This is a genomic window from Methylomonas lenta (assembly GCF_001644015.1).
Taxonomy (GTDB): Bacteria; Pseudomonadota; Gammaproteobacteria; order Methylococcales; family Methylomonadaceae; genus Methylomonas; species Methylomonas lenta.
The window spans coordinates 1-20,513 of sequence record NZ_LUUI01000141.1 but is presented as its reverse complement, the minus strand read 5'-3'; the positions used below and the strand labels follow the sequence as shown (position 1 = coordinate 20,513).

14 protein-coding genes are annotated in these 20,513 nt (G+C 48.6%); 2 read left to right on the top strand and 12 right to left on the bottom strand.

Annotation, left to right across the window (positions count from 1 at the left end; translation table 11 throughout):
• Positions 1-229 precede the first annotated feature (229 nt).
• From hemN to A1359_RS16745, 12 genes are all read right to left on the bottom strand, one after another.
• Positions 230-1,609 (bottom strand): oxygen-independent coproporphyrinogen III oxidase, encoded by a 1,380-nt coding sequence (gene hemN / locus A1359_RS16800; protein WP_198159391.1) that lies wholly within the window; start codon positions 1,607-1,609, stop codon positions 230-232.
• A complete protein-coding gene (gene ccmI, locus A1359_RS16795) occupies positions 1,609-2,808 on the bottom strand; it encodes a c-type cytochrome biogenesis protein CcmI (protein WP_066985817.1) in 1,200 nt (399 codons plus the stop codon). Before ccmI ends, hemN begins: the two co-directional genes overlap by 1 nt.
• Positions 2,805-3,263 (bottom strand): cytochrome c-type biogenesis protein, encoded by a 459-nt coding sequence (locus A1359_RS16790; protein ID WP_066985814.1) that lies wholly within the window; start codon positions 3,261-3,263, stop codon positions 2,805-2,807. The genes ccmI and A1359_RS16790 overlap by 4 nt, the downstream gene beginning before the upstream one ends.
• Positions 3,260-3,799 (bottom strand): DsbE family thiol:disulfide interchange protein, encoded by a 540-nt coding sequence (locus tag A1359_RS16785; RefSeq protein ID WP_066985811.1) that lies wholly within the window; start codon positions 3,797-3,799, stop codon positions 3,260-3,262. The genes A1359_RS16790 and A1359_RS16785 overlap by 4 nt, the downstream gene beginning before the upstream one ends.
• Positions 3,792-5,741 (bottom strand): heme lyase CcmF/NrfE family subunit, encoded by a 1,950-nt coding sequence (locus A1359_RS16780; protein ID WP_066985808.1) that lies wholly within the window; start codon positions 5,739-5,741, stop codon positions 3,792-3,794. The genes A1359_RS16785 and A1359_RS16780 overlap by 8 nt, the downstream gene beginning before the upstream one ends.
• A complete protein-coding gene (gene ccmE / locus A1359_RS16775) occupies positions 5,738-6,172 on the bottom strand; it encodes a cytochrome c maturation protein CcmE (protein ID WP_066985805.1) in 435 nt (144 codons plus the stop codon). The genes A1359_RS16780 and ccmE overlap by 4 nt, the downstream gene beginning before the upstream one ends.
• Complete coding sequence (ccmD, locus tag A1359_RS16770; protein ID WP_066985803.1) at positions 6,169-6,333, bottom strand: heme exporter protein CcmD; 165 nt, start codon at positions 6,331-6,333, stop codon at positions 6,169-6,171. The genes ccmE and ccmD overlap by 4 nt, the downstream gene beginning before the upstream one ends.
• Entirely contained in the window at positions 6,330-7,091 is a 762-nt protein-coding gene (locus A1359_RS16765) for a heme ABC transporter permease (protein WP_066985800.1), read from the bottom strand. Before A1359_RS16765 ends, ccmD begins: the two co-directional genes overlap by 4 nt.
• Positions 7,091-7,765, bottom strand: coding sequence for a heme exporter protein CcmB (gene ccmB, locus A1359_RS16760; RefSeq protein ID WP_066985796.1), 675 nt, complete (start codon positions 7,763-7,765; stop codon positions 7,091-7,093). Before ccmB ends, A1359_RS16765 begins: the two co-directional genes overlap by 1 nt.
• Complete coding sequence (gene ccmA, locus A1359_RS16755) at positions 7,756-8,388, bottom strand: cytochrome c biogenesis heme-transporting ATPase CcmA (RefSeq protein ID WP_066985793.1); 633 nt, start codon at positions 8,386-8,388, stop codon at positions 7,756-7,758. Before ccmA ends, ccmB begins: the two co-directional genes overlap by 10 nt.
• Before the next feature lie 341 nt (positions 8,389-8,729).
• Positions 8,730-9,806, bottom strand: a complete 1,077-nt coding sequence (locus A1359_RS16750) for an efflux RND transporter periplasmic adaptor subunit (protein ID WP_066985790.1) — start codon at positions 9,804-9,806, stop codon at positions 8,730-8,732.
• Positions 9,806-13,072, bottom strand: coding sequence for an efflux RND transporter permease subunit (locus tag A1359_RS16745; RefSeq protein WP_232322338.1), 3,267 nt, complete (start codon positions 13,070-13,072; stop codon positions 9,806-9,808). Before A1359_RS16745 ends, A1359_RS16750 begins: the two co-directional genes overlap by 1 nt.
• A gap of 307 nt (positions 13,073-13,379) precedes the next feature.
• Here A1359_RS16745 and A1359_RS16740 point away from each other — a divergent pair, with 307 nt between their 5' ends.
• Together A1359_RS16740 and A1359_RS16735 are read left to right on the top strand one after the other, a co-directional pair.
• Positions 13,380-16,085 (top strand): cation-transporting P-type ATPase, encoded by a 2,706-nt coding sequence (locus A1359_RS16740; RefSeq protein WP_066985788.1) that lies wholly within the window; start codon positions 13,380-13,382, stop codon positions 16,083-16,085.
• Between the two features lie 375 nt (positions 16,086-16,460).
• Positions 16,461-19,991 (top strand): bacteriohemerythrin, encoded by a 3,531-nt coding sequence (locus tag A1359_RS16735; protein WP_066985785.1) that lies wholly within the window; start codon positions 16,461-16,463, stop codon positions 19,989-19,991.
• Positions 19,992-20,513: the final 522 nt, after the last annotated feature.

Genomic DNA, 20,513 nt, shown 5'->3' with positions numbered 1-20,513 from the left:
ATTCTTGCCTATGATATTCCATGCATATTCCTTAGGATAAGCTGCAATAGGCGATTTTCAGTTTGCAGGTGCCATTGCCAGCTTGACGGGATTTAGCAAACGCAAATCTCAACCCATGTTGTCTCTGCAAGCTTAATGTAACAGTTGATAAAATCAACCGGGCATAAATGCTTGATATTAAAGATTATGAAGGATACTAAATCATTCTGAATTCATGGATTGAACTGAATTAAATCACTTTTGAAAACTGCTGTTGCTGCTGTGCTAGATATTTATCAAACACCATACAAATATTTCGGATCAATAAACGTCCCGCGGGTTTTACTTTGATGCCATTGGCAGTCAAACTTAATAAACCGTCGTCTTGCATGATGTGCAGATTTTCCATTTCAGTAGCAAAATAATCGGCAAACACAATATTAAATTCACGTTCGATTTTGTGGAACGACAAATCAAAATGACAAATGAGTTGTGTGATCACACCGCGACGCAGTTTATCGTCCGCATCCAGCTCTACGCCCCGAAAAACCGGTAAGCGACCTTGCGAAATGGCGGCGTCATATTGATCAAGCTCTTTGAAATTTTGTACATAGGCATCGCCGACACGACCGATAGCCGTCACACCTAATCCGACTAAATCGCAATCCGAGTGAGTTGAGTAACCCTGGAAATTACGATATAGCTTGCCTTGACGTTGGGCGACCGCCAACTCATCATCCGGTTTGGCAAAGTGATCCATACCAATAAACACATAGCCTGCATCTGTTAGTTTTTTACCCACCATTTGCAAAATTTCTAATTTTACTGCCGGTGTGGGTAGATCGACTTCGTTAATCTGGCGCTGGGTTTTAAAGCGGCTAGGCATGTGCGCGTAGTTAAAGATCGAAAAACGATCAGGTGCATAGGCCAAAACCTCATCCAAGGTTCTGGCAAAAGTTTGTTCGGTTTGCAGCGGCAAGCCATAAATCAAATCAATATTGGTCGAGCGAAAGCCTTCTTTTCTGGCGGCTTCCAAAACAGCAAAGGTTTGTTCCTGACTTTGTAAACGATTGACCGCTTTTTGTACCTCAGGATCGAAATCCTGCAAGCCCAAACTGATGCGGTTAAAGCCCAGTTCACGCAATTGGGCTATGGTGAGATCGTTGGTTTCCCTAGGGTCCACTTCGATAGAATATTCACCACTGTCATCATCGAGCAAATTAAAATGCTGCCGGGTGGTTTCCATCAGCTGCTTCATTTGTTCGTAGCTTAAAAACGTTGGTGTACCGCCGCCCCAATGTAATTGATTAACGGTGCGATGCTTATCAAACAGTACGCCCTGCATGGCAATTTCTTTACACAAATTTTCCAGATACGGTACTGCATGCACACGATTTTTAGTGACTATTTTGTTGCAGGCGCAATAAAAACAAACGGTATCGCAAAATGGAATATGGAAATACAGAGACAGCGGCCCGCCGGCAGCATTGGATTTTACAATGTGCTGGTGGTACTGCAATTCGCCAAAGCCTTCATGCAATTCCAGTGCGGTAGGATACGAGGTGTACCGCGGACCGGATTTGTCGTAACGTTTGATCAGGTCGAGGTCGAACTTGATTGATTGATCCATTATTTGACTTCTTGATTGATTAAAACGCTAGCCACTTGGTTTTGAAAAGGTTGTGAGAATTCCACACTACCAATTAGATCACCCGCTGCCGGCATAGCTTGGCCAGATTGGGAAACCCGAGCCAGGATTCTAAGCTGTTGATAATCGCCCAGTCGGGTGGTTGGCTGCATGGCCATACTATCGTTCAAAATCACTTTTACCGGCAAATCCGCTAATTTTTTACGCACGATAGCCAGCGGCATTTTTGGCCCGTTGACAGCTTGAGCATAAATAAACACAGTAGTATCCGGTTGCATTTTAGCTTTAAGCGCCGGTTCGATATCGACCTGTATATTGATATTAACCGATGGCGGTGCCGAACTTTTTTTGGCTTGTTCGGCATCAAGCGCTAACAGCATTTGCTTAACTTGCGGCAAGGATTCCGAATCTGCAGGCAACAAGGAAACCAGCTTTTGCCAGCGTTGTTTTGCTTCGGCATATTGGCCTTCTTCAGCTTTGGCTATACCGCCCAACCATAAGGCATTGGGATTATCCGGCGCACGCTGCAAAACCAATGAAATCAATTCTGCCGGCTCACCAGCCATCCTGCCGCCTCTAGCCATCGCTAGATTATTAGCATATTGCAGCATGACCTCTAAATCATCCGGTTGGCGACGATAGAGTTCGGCATACACATCGGCAGCATTTTGATATTGTTGCAAATAAGTATATGAACGTCCCAGCATTTTCCAGCCTTGTATATCATCCGGTTGCTGTTTTAAACGCTGCTGAAGTTTCTCCACCATATTGATGACATTGACCGCTGCTTTGGTTTCAGTCTCCTGCAATTCGGCCTTTCTGAGGGCATTGGTTTCACCCAACATTAGATAGATCAACAAGCTTAACGTTGGCAGCAAAACTGCCAGCATAGGAATGATCCATCTCCCCTGCTGAGGCTTAGTCTGAACCATAGCTGACGTCTCTAAATCGTCATTCAACATCAATTGCAGTTCGGCGTACTGTTCATCGAATAAAGTCTGACTCAATACGCCATCCTGCAATTGCTGGTTTAACTCACTCAGACGCTGACGAGCAATTTTGATGTTGCGCTGTTGATGATCGCCATCGATCAGCAGTTGATTTTTCAGTAAAGCCGGCAGCAAGATCACCAACGCCAATAGCAGAAAACCCGCTACGACTATCCAAAATAGCGTATTCAATCCTCTTCACCTTTTTGCAAAATATCGTTTAAACGGGTTTGTTGTTGTTTATCCAATGTAATCTGGGCTTTGGCTTTTTTGTTTCTCGCCAGCATGAACACGGTGATAACACCTATCAGTAAAAAAGCGCTGGGCCCCAACCATAACAGACCGGTTTTCAGGGTAAAGGCTGGTCGATACATGACAAAATCGCCGTAACGCTGCGTCATAAAATCCACCACATCCTGCTGGGATTTGCCTTGCTGCAGCATTTCGTAGACTTGCTGCCTTAAATCTTTTGCTAAATCAGCATTGGAATCGGCAATGGTTTGGTTTTGACACACCAGGCAACGCAACTCGGAAATCAAGTTTTGATAAGCTTGTTCTTTGTTTGGGTCGTCAAATTGATGGTATTCCACACCAGCAGACAGTGGGAATGCGAGCAAACTTAAAACCAGTAAAAGTACTTTTTTCATGCGGGCTCCTGGTTTAGTTTTTGCACCAGCGGCAAGAATATTTGTTCGATATCGCCCGGCATCACTGGCCCGGTATGTTTGTAACGAATCACGCCACGTTTATCGATAACAAAGGTTTCGGGCACACCATACACACCATAATCGATGCCGACCCGACCGTCTTTGTCCATGATGCTGACGGTATAGGGATTACCCAATTGTTGCAGCCAACTATTGGCTGCCGGGGCTTCATCCTTATAATTTAAACCGACAATAGTGACTAAATTGAGTTTAGCCAGCTCCAATAATAAAGGATGCTCTTGTCTGCAGGATACACACCAGGATGCCCAGACATTCAACAGCCATACCCTGCCCTTTAAGTCCTGTGTGCTTAAATTTTTATCCGGCGTAGCCAGAATCGGCAACGAAAATGCTGGTGCCGGCTTATCGATTAAAGGTGAAGGAATATCTTTAGGATTTAAACTCAAGCCGATGGCCAAAAAAATTGCCAACACGATAAACAGTATTAAAGGTAACAGAAACTTCAGTTTAAACATCAGCAGACACCGCTTTTTTATTCATCAGCCGATAGCGCCTATCTAATGCACCTAATAGGCCACCTACAGCCATAAACACGCCGCCCATCCAAATCCAGCGGATGAAAGCTTTATAATAAACCCGCAAACTCCAGGCCCCCTCATCACCCAACGGTTCGCCTATCGCCACAAACAAATCACGAGACACGCCGGCATCGATTGCCGCTTCAGTCATCGGCATGGTTTGTACTGTATACACACGTTTTTGCGGGGCAAGTTCGGCGACGATTTCATCGTTATGACTGACGGTTAAATGACCTTGTTGAGCCATATAATTAGGCCCCTGGGTTTGTTTGACCCCATGAAACTTGAACACATAGCCGAACATATCCAGCGTATCTTCCGGCATCATGCGCACATCGCGTTCTATGCTGTAAACCGAAGTCATGGTAATGCCGACCACAAATACCGCAATGCCGATATGCGCTACTGTCATGCCATAAAAGCCGGCCGGAATCTGTTTGAAGCGTTCTAAAGAACAAGTTTGCAAACGTTGTTTGAATGCCACGCCAGTGACAGCCAAGGTCCATAAAGCCAAACTCAAACCCAGCACGGCGGCCCAGGAATAAAAAGGCATGGTCAAAGGTAATAAGCCGGCAATCGCGATACAAACCAGTGCCACTAACCACAAACGACGACTCACCGTTTTAAGATCATCGCGTTTCCAATGCAGCAACATGCCAAAGCCCACCACAATAGCCAACGGCGCCATCAGCGGTATAAACACAGCATTAAAATACGGTGGTCCTACCGACAACTTACCCAAACCCAGGGCATCAACCAACAAGGGGTACAAAGTCCCCAGCAAAATGCTGGCGGCAGTAACGACTAATAACACGTTGTTAATCAACAGTACCGATTCACGCGACACTAGCTCAAAGCTGGCGCTGCTTTTAACTTGCGGTGCCCGAATGGCATACAGCAATAAAGAACCACCGACTACAACGGCTAGGAAAACCAGGATAAAAACGCCCCGCGCCGGATCACTGGCGAAGGCATGCACTGAGGTTAGCACCCCTGATCGCACCAGAAAAGTACCCAGCAAACTCAAGGAAAAAGCAAAAATAGCCAACAATACCGTCCAGGTTTTGAACACCCCTCGTTTTTCGGTGGCTGCCAGCGAATGAATCAGCGCCGTACCGACCAACCAAGGCATGAATGAAGCGTTTTCCACTGGATCCCAAAACCACCAACCGCCCCAACCCAATTCGTAATAGGCCCACCAGCTACCCAAGGTAATGCCGATGGTTAGAAACATCCAGGCCATACTGGTCCAAGGTCGCGACCATCTTGCCCAGGAGGCATCCAATTTACCCTCTATTAAAGCCGCAATGGAAAATGCAAAGGCCACCGAAAACCCGACATAGCCCATATACAACATGGGTGGATGGATCGCCAGACCTGGATCTTGCAATAAAGGATTTAAATCTCGCCCTTCTACCGGTGCTGGAAACAAACGCTCAAAAGGATTGGAAGTAAACAGCAAAAATAAGATAAAGCCGATACTGACGAGTCCCATCACACCTAGAACTCGGGCGCGGGTTGCATCAGGAATATGTTGGCTAAAGAATGCGACCAGACCGGTCCAGATTGACAAGGTCAGAGCCCATAATAATAAAGAACCTTCATGAGCGCCCCAGACACCGGATACCAAATAGATAAACGGCAAACCGGTATTAGAGTTTTGTGCAATATAGGCCACGGAAAAATCGTGCACAATACAGCTATAGGTCAGACAGCCATAGGAAATCACCATGAACAAAAGCTGACCAAAAGCCGCCGGTTTGGCGACATAGACCCAGCCTGAGATGCCTTTATAAGCCCCAACCAGCGGCAATACACCCTGAACCATAGCCATACACAAGGCTAGAATTAAAGCAAAATGGCCAATTTCAGGAATCATTCGGCCTCCGCCGGTTTTTTCAGGCTGTCGGCAACTTCCGGCGGCATGTAATTTTCATCGTGTTTGGCCAACACTTCTTCGGCTACAAACACACCTCGATTATCCAGTCGGCCTTTGGCAACGATGCCCTGCCCCTCTCTAAACAAATCCGGCAAAATACCGCTGTATTCCACCGTCACTTCCTTACTGAAATCGCTGAGTTTAAAGCGCACCAGTAAATCTTCAGATGGACGCTCGACGCTACCTTTCACCACCATGCCGCCCAAACGAAACAAAGCATCTTTAGGGGCTTTGCCTTCGGCGACATCGGTGGTGGAAAAAAAGTACATCAAATTTTCGTTAAACGCTTTCAAGGCAAAAGTTGCAGCTAAACCGATACCGATAAGCATCAGGCCAATCAAAATAAGTCGTTGTTTACGGTGTGGTTTCATCGTTGCGGGCGTTTTTGTTTAAGGGCTAACTGTCTTAATAATTGTTTGCGTTGCACTATGGGTGCGAGCAGATTGAACAGCAATACCGCCGTCGTAATGCCATAAGAGGTCCAGACATAAAAGGCGTAACCGCCCATATCTAAAAAACTGCCTAACGTCATACGGTTTTCTCCAAAAGATTTTTCACCCATTGCGCCGAAGATTCTCGTTTTAATAACTCCAGCTTGGCCGCTTGTAGCAATGCAATGGCGTAATAGACTTTAAAGGCTACTGCCATTAGTAATAACGGAATCAACATGCTGATATGAATGGAGGGTTTATCCATTTTGCTGACGGTCGGCCCTTGATGCAGGGTATTCCACCACTCCACAGAATAATGAATGATAGGGATATTCACGACCCCAACCAATGCCAGAATCGACACAGCCCTAGCCGCATTGCGTTTATCTTCGATCGCGCCGTGCAAACTGATGACACCCAGATACAAAAACAGCAGGATAAGTTCCGAAGTCAAGCGAGCATCCCAGACCCACCAAGTGCCCCACATGGGTTTACCCCATAAGGAACCCGTGACCAAAGCAATAAAAGTAAAACCGGCACCGATCGGTGCGCTGCTAATCAGCATTACTTCAGCCAGCTTCATACGCCAGATCAAGGCAATACCGCCCATGACGGCCATCAGCACATAAATAAACAAAGACATCCAGGCGGCAGGCACATGAATATATATGATGCGATAACTATCGCCTTGCTGATAATCAGTCGGCGCCATGATCAATCCGCCGTATAAACCCGGAATCAGCAACAATAAAAATAACACGGTTAACCAGGGTATAAAGCGATTAGCCAAAGCATAAAAATGCGGTGGTGAAGCGGTGCGATGAAAAAAGCGACTGATAGGAGCGGGAATAAAAGACATTAATTAACACTCATTTTAAGCGCCGCCGCAGTGGGCAGCGGGGTTAGCACTAGCGATAGTAAAAACATGGACAACAAAATATTGATTTGCGCAGTAACCGGTAAACCGCTGGCCGCTCTGTCGACGGCATTACTGGCAAAAATTAAAACCGGGATATACAGCGGCAGCACCAGCAATGACAAAATCATGCCGCCTCGGCGCAAACCGACCGTTAAAGCCACACCTATAGCGCCAATTAGACTGAGCACCGGTGTGGCTAGTATCAGCGTCAGCCACAAAGTCGGCATGGCACGCTCCGGCAAACCTAAGAACAAAGCCAGCAAAGGCGCGATCAGTAATAATGGTAAACCCGTCACCAGCCAATGGGCGACTATTTTACCAAGTACTAATATAGACAATGAATGCGGACTGAGCAACAGTTGCTCTAACGAGCCATCTTCAAAGTCAGAGCGAAACAAACCATCCAGCGATAATAAAGCTGCCAACAAGGCAGACACCCAAATCACCCCAGGTGCCATAGTTTGCAATAAATTGGGTTGCGCGCCGACTGCCAGCGGAAACAAGGTCACCACCATGACAAAAAACAGCAGAGGATTGGCCATTTCGGCACGGCGGCGAAAAGCCAGCAATAAATCACGACGAATAATCGCCCAAAAAGCCTGAGTTAATGACATGAATCTAAATGTATACGTTGCAAGTTCATCTGCGGCAAACTTAAATCATGATGCGAAGTTAAAATAACCATGCCGCCCTGTTTAACATGCTCATAAATCAAATTTTCGATCAGAGTTATGCCCTGCCTATCCAGCGAGGTAAATGGCTCATCCAGTATCCACAAAATTTTATCGGTGATTAACAAGCGTGCCAAAGATACACGTCTTTTTTGGCCGGCAGATAAAGTTTGTACTAAATTATCGTCATAACCGGCTAATTGAACTTTTTCTAAAGCGGCCTCGATACTGTATTTGCCAGAACGGCTTAAAGCCAGCGCAAAACGAAGGTTTTCGGCTACTGTGAGTTCTTTTTTAGTGCCATCGGCATGACCAACATAAGCCGTATCGGCAAAAAATGTACTCTCGGTTATAGGTTGTCCTGACCAGAAAATTTGCCCGTCATCGGCTTCTCTAAAGCCGCATAACACCCTTAATAGCGTTGTTTTACCACTACCATTACTGCCTTCAAGCAACAAAACCTGACCAGGACTTAAACTAAAATTCAAACCTGAAAACAGTAATCTATCGTCACGACTGCAGGATAAATCAGCAACTTCCAGTTTGATTTGGGGCAAATGTTCCATCAATATTCGGTTAATCCTTTTTTGAGAGGCGTTATCTTACCAACAAACAGCTCTTTCATTGCAAATTGCGCTGACTTGTTTCTAATTCTAATGATGTTTTCATAATTCAATACAGTAATGCTGCTTAAAGGGACTTTCAATCTTGTAGGCTGTAGATAACTGCAATTTTCGCAGAAAATCAGCTAAGTCAACAGTCGATGTTGGACTAGCGGGAGCATTTGAACAGAAACCTAGGGTATCTATTCAATAAGCCTGCCCTCTTCTTGGTATGAGTTAGCGGGGTATAGGGTTACTGGCAAATCTGAGCAGCATAGTTACCAACAAACATTTATCCAAACTGCTCAATCACTCGACAAGGCATGTGTCGGCAATATGATCTGGTCGCCTGCCTGTAAGCCGGCACTAATTTTGATGCGCCCATCCGGGTAACGTTGGCCCAAGCGCACAAAGCGCCGAACGATCTGTCCGTCCTGCAATACCCAAACCACATCCAGCTGTCCTGCCTGCTGCAAATAGGCCTCCGGCATCAATAAGACCTGTTCTTCTCCTTGCGGAATGCGGAGCCGGGCAAACATGCCAGGAAATAAGCCGGCCTGTTGTTCGACACGGGTTTTAATCAATACACTGCGAGCACCGGACTCGGCCAGCGGCACTATTTCGGCAATCGTCACCGGCAGGGTTTTATTTAAGCTGTCGATACGGGCCTGCAACACTTGCCCGACCTGCAAGTCAACAGCGATAGCTTCACGCACATACGCTTCGAAACGCAGTGATGCCGGATCGTAAAGGGCTAACAATTTTTTGCCTGGCAAGGCGATATCGCCGGGTTCGGCATAGCGATCGATTACGCGCGCCGCAAACGTGGCCTTTATCTGGCCGTAGTCCATCACATGCTGGGTTTCATTAAGCGCTTGCCGGGCTGAGGCTGATTGCGCTTTAAGGCTTTCGTAGTCGGCTTTGGCCATTTCAAGATTGGCCAGTGTGGCGCTTTGCTTATCGTAAAGACCTTGCGTTCTATTAAAGTGAGTGCGGGCGCTTTGCAAGCGAGCGTTGATGGCACTCAGGTTGCCACTCGCCTGGGCGCTACGTGCTTTAAGATTTTGATCATCCAGCGTAACCAGTATTTGTCCGGGCTTTACCCTATCGCCCGATTTAACATGGATAGCCTTGATCCTGGCCTGAATTTGTGCCGCCACCTCGGTGGTTTGCCCGGACTGCACGGAGGCGACAACGTCTTCGAATAACGGGATACTCACTGGCGTCAGCGTCAAAGTCGGGCCAGAATACTGACTGACGATTACATTAATGCCAGGCTCGATCTTTTGTTCAAAGGCGCCAGCCATCCACAAAATCATCAACACCAAAACCAGCAGTGTGCTTATCGATGTGAGCAGGGTTTTAATGGGAGTAGACAACATCATTGCTCCGTGTCTGTGTAAATTAAATAGTACACCGCCGGGATCACGAACAGGGTAAACAGCGTTGAGCCGATAATGCCGAAAATAATGGCAATGGCCAAGCCGCTAAATACCGGGTCGAGGACGATGACGATATTGCCTAACAAAGTCGTACCGGCCGTCAGCAACACCGGTCGCATTCTGATGGTGCCGGCTTGCAGCAAGGCGTCGCGCAACGCCAAGCCTTCATTTCTGGCCTGGGTGATAAATTCAACCAGAATCAACGAGTTTCTGACCACAATGCCGGCCAGGGCGATCATGCCTATCATCGCAGTGGCGGTAAACAACACCGGGTCCGGACTGCCATTGATAAGCCGTTCGCCAAACTGATTCAGCAGCCAGAAGCCCGGCATGATGCCGATCACGGTCAACGGAATCGCCGACATAATGATCAATGACAAGGTGGCCGACGCGGTTTGCAGGCGCAGCACGAAAAAAATCCCCACCAGCGCAAAAGCGAAGGCCAAACCCATATCCCGAAACACTTCCACGGTGATTTTCCATTCGCCTTCACCGCCCCAATTGAGGGTTATACCATCCGGCAGTTGCCAGGGAATGCCGCCGCCGGAATTGAAGAAGGTTCGTTCCGCCCAATCCGGCGCGCTGTCGCTTGAACCATTCAAATCGGCACCGACATCGGCGATCACTTCCGCCGGTGTGCGGCCTTCCAGTTCAGCCATTACATATACCACCGGCTTTAAATCTTTATGGTAGATGGCTTGATCGGCATTGGATTCGACAAACTCGCCCAACTCAGCCAGTGAAATCAAGGTCGGCCCCGACGGCGTTTGTGATTTTAGCGGCAACTCGCCAAACGCTTGCTGATTACTGCGCGCAGATTCAGGTAGGCGCACTTGAATGGGGATGGGGTGTATTTCCCGCTCCAGATTGAAGTAACCGGCGATAAAACCCTGATTAGCCAGACTTAAAGTTTGCGCCAGGGTTTGCGTGCTAATGCCGGATAAGGCCGCCTTTTCCTTGTCGGTGCGAAAACGCCAGCGGGTTTGGGCCGATTCCACACTGGAATCGATATCCACTACAAACGGCTCTTGCGACAAGCGCTGCATGACAATTTTTGCGGCTTGTCTTTGTTGTGAATAGCTAGTCAGGGTGTCGCCGTAAAGTTCTGCCACCAGGGTGCTGATTACCGGCGGACCAGGCGGAACTTCGACTACTTTGACCGAAACGCCCTCGGTATTTAACGGCGCCAACAAAGCCCGCAATCGCATCAGAATCGGATGCGATTGATGCTCGCGCTGGGCTTTGGGCGCCAGCGTCAAGCGAATATCGGCCATATTCGGCGCTATTCTATAGTCGTATTGCCGCACCAGGCCGTTGAAGTCGATCGGCGACGGCAGCCCCACATAAGCCGCTTGCGCGGCTATTTCCGGCAGTTGGGCGGCTAATTGCGCGGCCCGGCGGGTGACGGCGGCGGTTTGTTCCAGGCTGCTATGCTCCGGCATATCGATGATAATCTGCATTTCGTCTTTATTATCAAACGGCAGCAGTTTCAGCGGCACCATGCGCAATACCGGCAGCATGGCGGTAATCAAGAAGAGTCCAATCATTATCAGAATCAAACTCCAGGCCGCTTTTCGGCTGGCAATGCAGGGTGCCACCAGACGTGCGTACAAACTAGGCGCCGCATCGGCTACCAGCTCTTCTTCGGCCGGCTTGAGGGCTTTACTGGCCAGCCAGGGCGTGACGATAAAGGCAACCACAGTAGAAAGCATAACTGCCACTGGCACATTAAAAGCCATAGGTGCCATATAAGGCCCCATCATGCCGGTGATAAAAGCCAGCGGGATAAATGCCAGAATAATGGTCAGTGTCGACATCAATAAAGCCGGACGAATTTCCGCCATTGCGGCAACAATACGCTCCTGCAGGCTGCCGGCCCCCTGACGCATGAAACGTTCTATGTTATCGATGCCGGTAATCGGGTCGTCGACCAATAATCCCAAAGCCAGAATCAGCGCAAACAAGGTGACGCGGTTTATGGTATAGCCGAACGCCATATCCAACATCAAGGTCGCGCCATAGCATATCGGTATTGCAAAGCCGACCACCAAAGCCGGCCGCCAACCTAAAAATATGCCGATGAACAACACCACGGTGGCAATGGCAAACCCCAAGCTGCTGACCAGATTGTTCACTTTGTCGTTTGCCGTTTGTCCATAATCGCGCAGTACTTCGATATGCACTTCGGGCGGCAATAATGCTTGAGAGAGTTCCTGCAGTTTTTGATGAATATTTTCCGCCAGTGTCACGGCATTGGCGCCGCGCTTTTTCGCGATCGCCAGGGTGACCAGCGGATAATCGGCGGAAAATTGCGCGGCCAGGGGATGAGCCGCCGCGAAACTGAGCCAGTTGTAATGGTCTGTTTCCGCCGGACCGTCTTTGATTTCGGCAATATCGGTTAAATAGACTGGCACACCATTTACCTGATTAACCACCAGTTTCCGCAATTGCTCGGCACTCGTAATGAAATCGCCTGCCTCAAGTTGAATGGCGGTATTGTCTACTGAAACGATGCCCGCGTTAAGCAACTGGTTGGCCGTTTGAATCGCCATCACCACCTCGAGTGCGGTGGTCTGCCGTGCCATCATGCTGGCCGGATTGAGCAACACCTGTAATGTTCGCAGCCGACCGCCGATGACATTAATCTGATTGGTATCTGTAATCTGTTGCAACTCGACAGTGAGTTCATCGGCAAAGCGGCGTAATTCGTAGTCGCCGTATAGAGCCGGATTACTGCTCCACAAGCCTGCGACCACAATCGGTACATCATCGACTTCCACCGGTTTGACTAACCAGCGGCTTACCACGGCGGGAATCTTGTCTTGATTAGAATATAGTTTGCTGTAGACGTTCAGCAGCGCATCTTCCCTGTCTTCGCCGACAAAAAAGCGTAAGGTAACGATGGCTTGTCCGTTTACGCTGCGGGAATAGACGTTCTCCACCCCGGTAATCTGGGTTAACAGCTTCTCCAGCGGTTGCGTCACCTGATTTTCGATCTGAATGGCTGACAATCCGGGCGCCGACACCAGCACATTCGCCATCGGCACCACAATTTGCGGTTCTTCTTCCCGCGGGGTATAAATCAAAGCCAGCACACCCAGCGAAATGGATAAAATAAACACCAGCAAAGGCAAGCCGCCTTGTAGCGAATAGCTGACCAAACGGTCTAACAAATGAGGTTTGGGTAAATCGGCTAAATTTGACAATGTGATACCAAATTATTGATTTCTAATATTTGATGTTTGCATAGCTCATCCGGTTTTTCAACTGAATACTAGACCACAACAGTATCAGTTGCGCACTGTTGTTTAAAACTGTTCAGCGAACAGTGAAACGTAAAGTGGATAAGCACCCCGCATCCACATGATGCGCCGGATGCGTTCCACTTATCCAGCCTACGATTGTTTTACGCTGTTTTGACTGCATAAATGCGATAAATCGTCATTTGAACCTTATGAAAAGGGTTTTAGTCTTTCATTCAATCATCATGCAATGCCCTAGAGAGCTTTTCCTATGAACCTTACATCAAAAAAACGTTCAGCAAACCGGCCCTGGCACACCCTGGCGTGCAAAGAAGTCTATCAAGCCCTCGCCAGTTCCGAGCAAGGTTTAGATGCGCAAGAGGCGGAACAGCGTTTACAACACTATGGCACCAATAAACTCACTGCTGCGGTAGGAAGAGGCCCCATCAAGCGATTTTTTAGCCAATTTCATAATCTATTGATTTATATCCTATTGATAGCCGCCGCTGTGACTGCGGCTATCGAACACTGGATCGATAGCGGCGTGATTGTCGGCGTGGTTTTGATTAACGCCATCATTGGCTTCATTCAGGAAGGCAAGGCGGAAAAAGCCCTGGACGCCATTCGCAATATGCTGACTCATCAGGCCATGGTACGGCGAAATCAGAAAAACGTTTTGCTGCCCGCCGAGCAATTGGTACCCGGCGATATCGTCACGATTGAAAGCGGCGATAAAGTACCGGCCGATTTACGCCTGGTGTCGGTAAAAAATCTGCGCATCGATGAATCCATGCTGACCGGCGAATCGCTACCGGTAGAAAAAAACACCCTAGCAATCGATGAGCATGCGGCTTTGGGCGATCGTTTCTGCCTGGCCTACTCGGGCACCCTGGTTACCTATGGTACGGCACTCGGCATAGTGGTTGCCACCGGCGACAAAACCGAAATCGGCCGCATCAGTTCCATGTTGCGCACGGTTTCGCAACTCATCACGCCCTTATTAAAGCAAATTGCCCGCTTTAGCCAATGGCTGACCTTTGCGATTATCACGATCGCCTCAAGTACATTTGCCTACGGCTGGTACATACAACATTCATCGATAAAAGATTTGTTCATGTCCGCGGTCGGGCTTGCGGTGGCCGCCATACCGGAAGGTCTGCCGGCCATCATGACCATTACTCTGGCTATAGGCGTGCAACGCATGGCCCATCGCAATGCCATTATCCGGCGCCTGCCGGCGGTTGAAACCTTGGGCTCGGTCACGGTGATCTGTTCGGACAAAACCGGCACCCTGACCTGCAACGAAATGACGGTTAAGTCGGTATTTGTCAACAATAGACTGTTTACTGTCGACGGCGTAGGCTACGATCCTCATGGCGGTTTTCAACTGGACCAGCAAACAATAGCTATCACTGATTATCCGAGTTTACACGAACTGATACGCGCCGCCGTGTTGTGTAATAACGCCCGTCTGGAACAAAAAGCCGGCAACTGGCTTGTTCACGGCGATCCGACTGAAGCTGCGTTAATTACACTGGCTCATAAAGCGAAACTGGATCCGGACTTGCTAAATCAGGAAATGCCCCGCATCGATATTATTCCGTTCGAATCGGAACATCGTTATATGGCAACCCTGCATCACGATCACGGCGGCCACGCTTTTGTGTTTGTGAAAGGGGCGCCCGAGCGGGTTCTAAGCATGTGCGGTTTACAACGTAGTAATGGCGAGGATGTGCCCATACATCTGCAGCAGTGGCATGAAACCCTGCAAGCCATGGCGAGTCAGGGCCAGCGCTTACTGGCGATTGCCTTCAAGCCGGTCACTGCAGCACCCAGGCAAATTAGCTTTGAGGATGTTGAAACCGGGCTAACCTTGCTCGGTATTGTCGGCATGATCGACCCGCCGCGTCCGGAAGCGGTTAAAGCCGTTCAGGACTGCCAGAACGCCGGTATTCGCGTCAAAATGATTACTGGCGATCATGCGGTGACCGCCGCCGCCATTGCGGCACAAATCAATATCGGCGATGGCTCGGTATTGAGCGGCGAACAGGTCGACAACATGGATGATAGCGAACTTCAAGCAGCGATTCGTCAGGTCGATGTTTTTGCCCGTACCAGCCCGGAAAACAAACTACGCCTGGTCACTGCATTGCAAGCCGACGGTCAAGTCGTGGCCATGACCGGCGACGGGGTTAACGATGCCCCGGCGCTGAAACGTGCAGATGTCGGCGTGGCCATGGGTAAAAAAGGCACCGAGGTTGCCAAGGAAACCAGTGAAATGGTGCTAGCGGATGATAATTTTGCCTCCATTGCGCATGCGGTTGAAGAAGGTCGCGGCATTTACGACAACCTGAAAAAGTCGATCATTTTTATTCTGCCGACCAACGGCGGCGAAGCCTTGACCATTGTGGCCGCAATCATCATGGGCACGCAACTGCCGATTACCCCGGTACAAATCTTATGGGTCAACATGATTACAGCGGTGACATTGGCGCTGACACTGGCTTTTGAAGCGCCGGAACGCCACATCATGCAGCGTATGCCGCGAAAACCCAATGAGCCCTTGCTGTCCGGGTTTTTAATTTGGCGCATACTATTCGTGTCGCTGATTATCGTGACCGGCACTTTCGGTTTGTTTCTGTGGGAGCAATCGCTGGGAACCGCGATAGAAGAAGCCCGTACCGTGGCGGTGAATACCCTGGTGGGTTTTGAAATGTTTTACGTGTTCAACAGCCGCTATTTACACAATTGCGTTTTGAATATACATGGCTTGTTCGGCAATCGCTGGGTGTGGCTGGCAGTCAGCCTGCTTTCCCTGTTTCAACTGGCTTTTACCTATTGGCCGCCACTGCAAAAATTATTCGGCACAGTGGCAATCGATCTGCATACCTGGATTATGATAGTGGCAGTGGCATCCAGCGTGTTTGTCCTGGTAGAAATCGAGAAATTTTTTATTCGATTGTTTAAATTGAATTGACCCGCTATTTTGGATTTAAGGGTGTGGTGAATTTACGAAACGCACCAATTGCGAAAGATGCGGTGCATACTGTTTACCTCATCCTACCAGCTCTTAATGAACTCATTTTATGCAATTGATTTATAAGTTCAATTTTTAGCCTTAATTTGAGACAAAAATAGTATGAGCAAGCTAAGCACCTTAGGCACGATTTTCGGCAAAGCCGATTAAGACGCTAATCAGATAAATTTATTTGTTTAACACGCTACAATACCGCTCCAAATAGATTAAGCATTTAAAATCCCATGGTGTTATTGAATGTCCAGCCAAGGTCAAATTACAGACTTATCCATCCAGCACGACGGTTTTTTCCGTTCAATTATTAATTGAGCTTCAATGAATTCCATCGACATGTTTCCGTGGGACGATAATTTCAACACCGGAATTCAGACCATCGACGATCAGCATCGCCGATTGGCCAAGCTGCTGAATCATCTGGCCAGCCACATCGCCTTTACACCCGATAACAACTTCATCTCACAGATTCTCAACGAACTGACAGATTATGCGGTGTACCACTTCCAGACCGAGGAAGGGATATGGGCAACGTATTTACCAAATGATGAGTTGGAGATCGAACACAAGGCCGGCCACCAGCGATTTATCGATACCGTGCTACAAATCAAAGCCGAACAATATCAACGCCCCATGGCCGAAATCGCTGAAGAGGTACTGGGGTTTCTCGCACGTTGGCTGGCCGCCCATATTCTTGAGACCGATCGTGAAATGGCTTATATCGTACACGCTCTGCAATCAGGGCTGCATCTTGAACTAGCCAAGCAGCATGCTGCCAAACAGATGGCTGGTACCACGCCTGTGCTTATCGACATAATTCTGTCTATCTATAGCAGTTTATCGGTACATACACTTCGTTTGATGCGAGAAATCAAAGAAAACAACAGAGCACAATCGCACGAAAAATCGCGCAGCATTATTCTGGAATTGATGGCGACCGGGACTGCGCTGCCTGAAATACTGGAAGCTATCGTACTAAGCGTAGAGCAAGAAAATCCTGACATGCTATGCAGCATCCTACTGCTGGATGATGAAGGCAAGCACTTGTTACAGGGTGCCGCGCCCAGCCTGCCTGAATTTTATAACGCGGCGATCAACGGCGTCGCTATCGGCCCTGGCATTGGTTCCTGTGGCACCGCTGCATTTTCGGGGCAGCGTGTGATTGTTGAGGATATTCAGAGCCATCCCTATTGGACAGCTTATAAGGAACTGGCTGGCAAAGCAGGATTGGGCGCATGTTGGTCTGAACCCATACGTTCAACACAAGGCAAAGTTTTAGGCACCTTTGCCATTTATCACCACCTGGCACATTTGCCTGAACATGACGATATAGCCCTGATTGAGCAAATAGCCCATTTAACCAGTATCGCCATTGAGAATCATCAAACCAGTCTGGCCTTAAAAACCAGTCAATCCAGAATGTCGACCATTTTGGATAACGTCAATGCCTGCATTTACCTGAAAGATACCGAAGGCCGTTATCAGTTCGTGAATCAGCGCGTGCTTGATTTATGGGGCACCACCCTTGACAAGGTGCTGGGCTGTGGAGACGAGCAGTTTTTTGACCAGCAAACCACGGCCACCATCCGCGAGAATGATCATCGCGTACTGGTAGAAGGCAAAACCTTACAGCGAGAGGAGACCAATGTAGTCGCCGCCACGGGTTGCTCTACCACCTATTGGACAACCAAACTGCCGCTGTTCAATCAAGATGGCGAGATATATGCGCTTTGCGGCATCTCAACGGATATCAGCGAACGCAAACAGGCAGAGCAAACCCTGCTGGCCTCGGAACTATTTTCCAAAGCAATCATCGATGCGGTGTCCGCGCACCTTTGCGTATTGGATAAATCGGGAAAAATACTGACCGTCAATCAGGCTTGGATAGACTTCTACACAGAAAATCAACCTAAAACTCAGGATTACGGCGTTGGCGCAAACTATCTCGCACTGTGTGACTCGGTCACTGACGCCGATTGTGCGGCGGCCGCTAATTTAATGTCCGCCAATATTCGCAAGGTCATGCGCGGCGAAATCAGGGAATTTGTACTGGAATACCCTTGCCATAGCCCGACTGAACAACGTTGGTTTATAGCCAGAGTGACTCGTTTTCATGGCGATAGCGGGAATGTGGTTATTGCGCATGAAAACATTACTCAACGCAAGCAAGCGGAAGAAAAACTGCAACTGGCCGCCAATGTGTTTACACATGCCCGCGAAGGCATCCTGATTACCGATGCAGCAGGTATCGTTATCGACGTTAACGATACCTTTACCCACATCACAGGCTACAGCCGAGAAGAGATACTGGGCAAGAAACCAAGCTTACTCAGTTCAGGTCGGCAAGGACAGGAATTTTATACCGCCCTGTGGCACGACCTGACATCAATCGGGCATTGGTCGGGCGAAATCTGGAACCGGCGCAAGAATGGTGAAATTTATGCCGAAATGCTTACCATCAGTACCGTCAGAGATACCTCAGGCCATACACAAAATTATGTCGGCTTATTCATCGACATCACCTCGATGAAAGAATACCAGCAGCAACTTGAGCACATCGCCCATTTCGACGTACTCACCAACCTGCCTAACCGGGTATTATTGGCTGATCGTTTGCAACAAGCCATGCTGCAAACCCAACGGCACAAGCATTCTCTGGCGGTGGTTTATCTTGATTTGGACGGTTTTAAAATCGTCAATGACACCTATGATCACGAAACGGGCGATGAATTGCTGGTTGCCATATCGAAACGCATGAAAGTGGCCTTGCGCGAAGGTGATACCCTGGCACGCATCGGCGGAGATGAATTCGTCGCAGTTCTGGGTGGTTTAGAACAAATGGCCGACTGCGAACCCATACTGGAACGCTTTCTGCAGGCGACCGCTGACCCAGTCATAATCAATGACAATACGCTACAAGTTTCCGCCAGTATCGGCGTCACCTTTTACCCGCAAGACAGCGTCGACGCCGACCAATTGATGCGCCACGCCGATCAGGCCATGTATATCGCCAAGCAGGCTGGTAAAAACCGTTATCACCTGTTTGATGTTCTGCAGGATGCCGCTATCAAAATCCAGCGGGAAAGCCTAGAAAATATTCGCCAAGCCCTAAAAAAGGCAGAATTTGTGTTGTATTACCAACCAAAAGTGGATATGCAGACCGGCAATATTATCGGCGCCGAGGCTTTGATCCGCTGGCAACATCCTGAGCGTGGACTGCTGCCTCCTGGCGACTTCTTGCCTGTTATCGAGAATCACCCACTCAGCGTGGACCTGGGCGAATGGGTAATCGATACCGCATTGACCCAAATGAGTATATGGAATGCCAGTGGTTTGAATATTCCCGTTAGCGTGAATGTCGGTGCGCGCCAATTGCAACAGCGTAATTTCGTAACCCAACTAGCGACTTTGCTGGGCAAATATCCCCATATCAACCCAGGCGATCTGGAGCTGGAAATACTGGAAACCAGCGCCCTGGCGGACATAGCCGAAGTGTCCGCTATCATGCATGCCTGTCGCGAGATAGGGGTACGTTTTGCGTTGGACGACTTCGGCACCGGCTATTCTTCGCTAACCTATCTCAGACATCTACCGGCAGACACATTGAAGATTGATCAGAGCTTCGTACGGGACATGTTGGTTGATCCGGACGATCTAGCCATAGTCAATGGCGTCATCGGTTTGGCGGCGGCTTTCCATCGCCAGGTAATTGCTGAAGGCGTGGAAACTCTGGCACACGGTAAACTTTTGTTATCAATGGGTTGTGTGTTGGCGCAAGGTTATGGCATTGCCCGCCCGATGCCCGCTGAAAAAATCCCCGACTGGCGCCCAGACAGCGATTGGTTGGCCTAATGGCTTTTGATGCATGGCCTGAAATCGCAACTCGGTGTCAGCCAGGGTTACATCCAGCAAACAAGCTTAGGATTTGGCCATAAATAACTTCCCGCCATCCAAGCACGTCATGCCGACAGATTGCCGGCATCCAAGTCACCTGACTGCGTAAGGCCTTCAGTCATCCATGACTTCCGGGTTCCGGCAATCCCTGCCGGAACCAATCAACGGCGGTAAATTAGGACTATTCATGTCAGGTCATTGGCCATCGCCGAGTAGTTCTAAATAAGCGCTTAACCTCAGTAAGAGATAGCAAGCTGCCTGCTGATGAACCAGAGGTTAATTCGGATGGTCTTTTTGTTTCTTGTACGTCTGTGCTCATAATAATACCTGCCGTAATTTATTGATTATCCAGGTTAAAGGAATCCAGCCTATTTGCTACCACACCGGAATCATTAAGCAAAAATTTGCATTTTGATTGCCTACGGACTAAGGATATGGTTGGAAATAACATCCCGAAATCCCAGCGCATCGTTCCTACGC